At 55.1% G+C, this 5370-nt stretch carries 4 protein-coding genes; 1 reads left to right on the top strand and 3 read right to left on the bottom strand.

The window, feature by feature from the left end; translation table 11 throughout:
• Positions 1 to 57: 57 nt before the first annotated feature.
• The 3 genes from pbp2m to HMPREF2849_RS07120 form a co-directional block, all read right to left on the bottom strand.
• The gene (pbp2m, locus tag HMPREF2849_RS07130; RefSeq protein WP_016421369.1) at positions 58 to 1839 is read right to left on the bottom strand and encodes a penicillin-binding protein PBP2M; all 1782 of its coding nucleotides are present in this window, start codon (positions 1837 to 1839) and stop codon (positions 58 to 60) included.
• A gap of 113 nt (positions 1840 to 1952) precedes the next feature.
• Positions 1953 to 2783 (bottom strand): serine hydrolase, encoded by an 831-nt coding sequence (locus tag HMPREF2849_RS07125; protein WP_012360808.1) that lies wholly within the window; start codon positions 2781 to 2783, stop codon positions 1953 to 1955.
• Complete coding sequence (locus tag HMPREF2849_RS07120) at positions 2780 to 3640, bottom strand: LysR family transcriptional regulator (RefSeq protein ID WP_012360809.1); 861 nt, start codon at positions 3638 to 3640, stop codon at positions 2780 to 2782. Before HMPREF2849_RS07120 ends, HMPREF2849_RS07125 begins: the two co-directional genes overlap by 4 nt.
• Before the next feature lie 114 nt (positions 3641 to 3754).
• On the opposite strand from HMPREF2849_RS07120, the gene HMPREF2849_RS07115 reads away from it, so the two are divergent.
• Positions 3755 to 5335, top strand: a complete 1581-nt coding sequence (locus HMPREF2849_RS07115) for a helicase-associated domain-containing protein (protein WP_070862810.1) — start codon at positions 3755 to 3757, stop codon at positions 5333 to 5335.
• Positions 5336 to 5370 lie beyond the last annotated feature (35 nt).

The following is a 5370-nucleotide window of genomic DNA, read 5'->3' as shown; positions in this document are numbered from 1 at the left end:
GCCCGGAAAAGACACACTTTTCTTTACTTAACCCGTGCTAGAGGTTATGACGCAAGTTTATTGAATTCCAGAGAATTTCTGAACATCCGGCGAGCGAAGGAAACGCCCGGCCATTTCCACAGCTGGCTGAGAAGAATCTCCTTCGATTACAAGGGACGCAATCGCCAATTCCCCTGTCGTTCCAGCGAACCAGCCATTGGAAAGCTTGCCATCAATTTCTGCTGTACCAGTCTTTCCGCCAAGTGCACTAAGATCACTCAACGACCTAGCTGAACCGTGGTCAATTGTTGATTTCATCATCGTCCGGAGGCTTTGAATAGTTGTATCGCTGACATGCTGGTCTGCCTGTTTATTCACTACTGTCTGTTCGCCTTGAATGAGCTGTGGAGGAACAAGCAAGCCGCCGTTAGCGACAGTCGATTGCATGAGCGCAATCCCAAATGGACTAGCTAGAACCTCGCCCTGTCCAATAGAAGCCTCCACACGAGGAGGTCCAGCCGGTGTCCGCGGCACCGAACCAGTAAGTGTGGTCATCCCTGGTACGTCGAAGTCGGAGCCAATTCCGAGTTCTAAAGCAGTCCGTTGCAGATCATCTTCTCCCAAACGATCCGAAATGACCGCTTGGGTTGTGTTACATGATTGGGCGAAAGCTTCTTCCAGTCGAACGCTACCTAGATCGAAGTCATGATCGTTGGGAATCTTGCGTCCAGCGACGGTGATATTGCTAGGACAAGGTAGTTCCTCATCCATGCTGACTGCCCCTGCCTCTAGTGCCGCCGCTGTGGTCACAGTTTTGAACGTCGATCCCGGTGGGAATAGCCCGGTGAGTGCGATTGGCCCTTGGTTATTTGCCTTGTCATTTTGTGCAACGGCAAGGACACCTCCTGTTCTAGGATTGAGCACGACTAGAACTGCGGCACGTTGCTCACTGTCCACTGCTTGTTTTGCTGCGCTTTGCAGTGTGTTATCCAGAGTGGTTGCGATTGGCTGAACTCGGCGAGGCGGCTCAGAGGCTACCGTCGTCATACCTTGTGAACTCTCAGCGCGTATCGACCATCCTGAATTAGCATCGAGCACTGACTCCCAATATTTGTTCAATTCAGCATCCAGCGGAGAGTTAAGAGTTTTGGACACGCTTAAGAGACGCCCCTGCTCCACAGTGGAAATTCCCTCAAAGGTCCTAAGTTGCTCTTGTATCTTCCGGAATTCTTCCTGCCTCAAAGTGAGGAGCACGGTGTCTTCATCCTGAGACTCTCCCAAGGTCTGCTCGATCCACTCCTTAGTCGTTGTGGGAGACACTGGTGCAAAAATCTGGGCCAATTCCTGCGCTCTAGAGGCTATATCTTTGCGACCTCGTACCTGAATAACTTTCGTCCAGGTCATATATTCATTGCCCAAGCGATCTTTAATTGGAAGATCGTACTGTTTATCTTCAGCAAAAAAGAGTGCGGAATCATCGCTCAACTGAGCTTCGAAGATCGAAGGCAACCATTGAGGCTTACCATCCTGTCCACTAAGGACGAGCCGACCATTGCTCTCCAACTCCACACCATCTTTGGACCAAGTCACATGAGTATTCTGCTTTCCATTGGAAATATCAGATTTTTCGATGTTGACCTTCACACCATGAAGTGACTGCCGAAATTCATGAAGGGCGCGCTCCGGGTCTGGATGATCCAGATACCGTGCAGCCTTGCTGTCATCTCCCGCGTTGAAAGCTTTGAGAAATACGTCTGAGTCTGATTCCCACGGTAGAGCTGAACAGCTGCTCAACATCACTGCGGAGAGCGAACAGAGTGCAATCACCGACTGACGGAAACGATTGTGCTTAGTCATCATGGGAGTGACGTTAAGTGAGACGCATTGGATGCCACCAATATCACATAATGCAATTGTCTCATTTCATTCACATATAGGCGATGGTAGAAGTGTGTATTCAAGTGGCAGAAATTCTAACGAAGAGCGTCCACGAGCAGTCTAGCCACTTCGCCAATAGCACCATCGTGAGTACTCATTGCTTGTTCTGGCACCACCTGTTTCAGCATGATGGACACCACAATGGGCTCCTCGCCCTCAACCTGGATAATCGAAGCTTCACCATGGAGAAGTCCTACAGTGCCCGTTTTTCCATAGATATCAACGCCGCTTGGAGGAAAGCCTGAAGGAACACGGTGACGCCACACCTGCAACCCCAAGAGTTCACACATAGATCGACGTACCGCTGCACTATCGTCTTTCCAAACCTGTTCCAAGTCATTAGTTATTTCCGCCAACGAAGAGACTGCAGAAAACGCTATATCTGTACTACTCCCCCCTTGGGATTGAACATATTGACGCAATTGTTTCTCCGCCGTCACTAAGCTATTCCGATCTTGCAAGTCATAATGAGGTGGAAACCGTTTAAGAAATGCTTCTCGAGCCCACGCAGGCAGTAGACGCAAAATCTCGTGGGCGGCCACGTTATCTGACACCGATGCGACTTGTTTCATTAAGTCTCGGAGACTCACGTTCACTGCGTCATCAAAGGCAGCGAACCCATACCCTTCGTAAGTTCCTTTGGACGGTGCAACGTCAACACGAAGACGAGGATCCAGATCACCTCGTTGAATCGCTTCCAAAGTGAGGTGGAGGAGCCGGATTTTATATAAGGATGCCACCGTAATTTTCTCGTCTTGTTTGCGTCCGATAGTCACCCCATCGTGCAGTCGCGATGCACACCACCATCCCTCACACCCCGACCGCGTCAACACGTTTTCCAGGGCCATCTCCATCCGTGCAGTCATTGGTTAATCCTTCGACAAATTCTTTCGGCGACCGCCATGGCCTCGGCGCCATTGTCCATCCCACCTCGGCGAACCACTACATCCACGGAAAAATCGAAACGGGAAGGAAGCTCAATAGCATTGTCAAACTGGTGAAAACCGCGAAATACCAAAGACATCCCCTCCCCTCTTCCAATCAATAAGCCCCTACCTAGAGCATCCTCTGAATCATTAATTTCGCAAGACACACCCGACCGAAATAGCTCTCTCGCCAAACCACTGGCTGCACTTGAATTGTCATTCAGGTTCTCCACCAGCAGATTCAATTGAGACAAGGTCTTATCCAACCTTGAATACCCCGGCGGCACCACTAGATCACGTGACAGAGAAAACTGCCTCGCACTGCGGTGAGTACCCAAGGGAACCGGAGCTTGAACAAGCCCCGCATGAATAGCGCCTTCTTCAACACGGGCAAGAATCTCAACAGAAGGCAGTGACGACAAAACTACTCCATCATGCTGCTGTGCCTTTGCTGCAATACGCGATCCTATCTCGCTTGGAAGCGCACTACTGATGGCCAAACGAAACCCGCTTTGCGCACCACTTCGGATACCGTCAATCATCGAATGCATAGTCTGAAGATCGCGATTAATCACCCGGGCATATGGAAGCAAGGTCAACCCTGCCTCGGTTAGTTTCACTTCCCCCGCCCCTCGGATAAATAGCGGTGTACCTACACCAGCTTCTAAGCGCTTAATGGCATTGGAGACAGGCGGCTGACTCACTCCCAGTCGCGCTGCCGCCGCTGTAAAACTACCGGTCTCCGCTAAAGCCACGAAATACTGCCATTGGCGCAGATTTCCCGTCTGAGCAATCATGGGTCTCAGCATAGTGGAGCACGAGTTCGCACCACTGCAGCGTAAAATGATGTCTTTGGCTTGAGCAACACCGTCGCGGTGGCGTCGATAAACAAAAAGGAAGTGACACACAGCGTGGGCATTGGAAACGGACCGCTCATTGTGCAGTCGGATAAGACCGTGCTGCTGGAAATCGACCACGAACAGGCGCAGGAGGCGCGCACCGCGCTGGCACCGTTCGCGGAGCTGGAGCGCGCGCCGGAGCACGTGCACACCTACCGCATCACCCCGCTGGCGCTGTGGAACGCCCGCGCGGCAGGGCACGACGCGGAGCAGATCATGGACGTGCTGGAAACCTACTCGCGGTTCCCCGCCCCGCAGCCGCTGCTCATCGACATTGCCGACACGATGGATCGCTACGGGCGGCTGAAGCTCATCAAGCACCCAGCGCACGGGCTCGTGCTAGAGACGACGGACAGGGCTGTGCTGACGGAGATCCGGCGTCACAAAAAGATCAAGCCCATGTTGGGCGCAGAGATCGACGAGGACTCGATCGTTGTGCACCCTTCCGAGCGCGGCAGGCTCAAGCAGGAACTGCTGAAGGTCGGCTGGCCCGCAGAGGACCTGGCGGGATACGTCGACGGCGAGGCACACCCCATCGAGCTGTCGCAGGAACACGAAGAATGGCAGCTGCGCGACTACCAGGAGATGGCGGCCGATAGCTTCTGGGAAGGCGGCTCGGGCGTGGTAGTGCTGCCATGTGGTGCGGGCAAGACGATGGTCGGCGCGGCCTCGATGGCCAAGGCAAAGGCCACCACCCTGATCCTGGTGACGAACACCGTCGCGGGCAGGCAGTGGAAGGACGAGCTAGTGCGCCGCACCTCCCTGACGGAGGATGAAATCGGCGAATACTCCGGAGAGAAGAAGGAGATCCGCCCCGTGACCATCGCCACCTACCAAGTGGTCACGCGCAAGTCGAAGGGCGAATACCGGGCGCTGGAGCTGTTCGACTCCCGCGACTGGGGCTTAATCATTTACGACGAGGTTCACCTGCTGCCTGCCCCGGTGTTCCGCATGACCTCCGACCTGCAGTCTCGCCGCCGTCTGGGGCTCACCGCCACCCTGGTGCGCGAGGACGGCCGCGAAGGCGACGTATTCAGCCTGATCGGGCCGAAGCGCTATGACGCCCCATGGAAGGACATCGAGGCCTTCCTGGATCGCATGTCCCCCGGCGGTCTCTCGTCCGTTCCCCAGTCCCTGCGGTATTTGATTGACGACGCCACCAGGGCATTCCAGCAGGGCTCCGCCACCGAACCCCACTCGGCTCGTGTCCCGTCTCGCGTGGATACTCCCCAGCGCAACATCATGGACATCACTGGGGACTCCACCGAGATCGCCTCGGAGATCGACGGCGCCGTGGAGGGTTTTCGCCGCGCCCACGACCAGGCCATCGCCGTGGACCCGGCGGACGGCACGAAGGCCTCGGACACCCGGACCTTCCGCTCGCCGCGGGAGAGCATGTCCGAGCTGCGCCGCGCCTATACCGCGGGCACACAGGTGCGCCTGCACTACGTGGACTATGCGGGTGCCACCAGCCATGACTGGATCTCCATCGTGATGATGACCCCCTCCACCATCTCCGCGGTGCTCGAATCCACCGGGGAGAGCCTCACGATCCAACCCCACCGCATCGCTGCGGTGGACGTGCCGTGCTAGAGGGTTAAGTAAAGAAAAGTGTGTCCGCATGCCAC

Source organism: Corynebacterium sp. HMSC073B01, assembly GCF_001838255.1.
In the GTDB taxonomy this organism is placed as follows: domain Bacteria; phylum Actinomycetota; class Actinomycetes; order Mycobacteriales; family Mycobacteriaceae; genus Corynebacterium; species Corynebacterium jeikeium_D.
This window is presented reverse-complemented; position numbering and strand designations above follow the sequence as displayed.

Excerpts from the sequence above, each read along its gene's own strand:
- pbp2m (WP_016421369.1), bottom strand. The coding sequence starts at position 1,839 with ATGATGACTAAGCACAATCGTTTCCGTCAGTCGGTGATTGCACTCTGT.
- HMPREF2849_RS07125 (WP_012360808.1), bottom strand. The coding sequence starts at position 2,783 with ATGACTGCACGGATGGAGATGGCCCTGGAAAACGTGTTGACGCGGTCG.
- HMPREF2849_RS07120 (WP_012360809.1), bottom strand. The coding sequence starts at position 3,640 with ATGATTGCTCAGACGGGAAATCTGCGCCAATGGCAGTATTTCGTGGCT.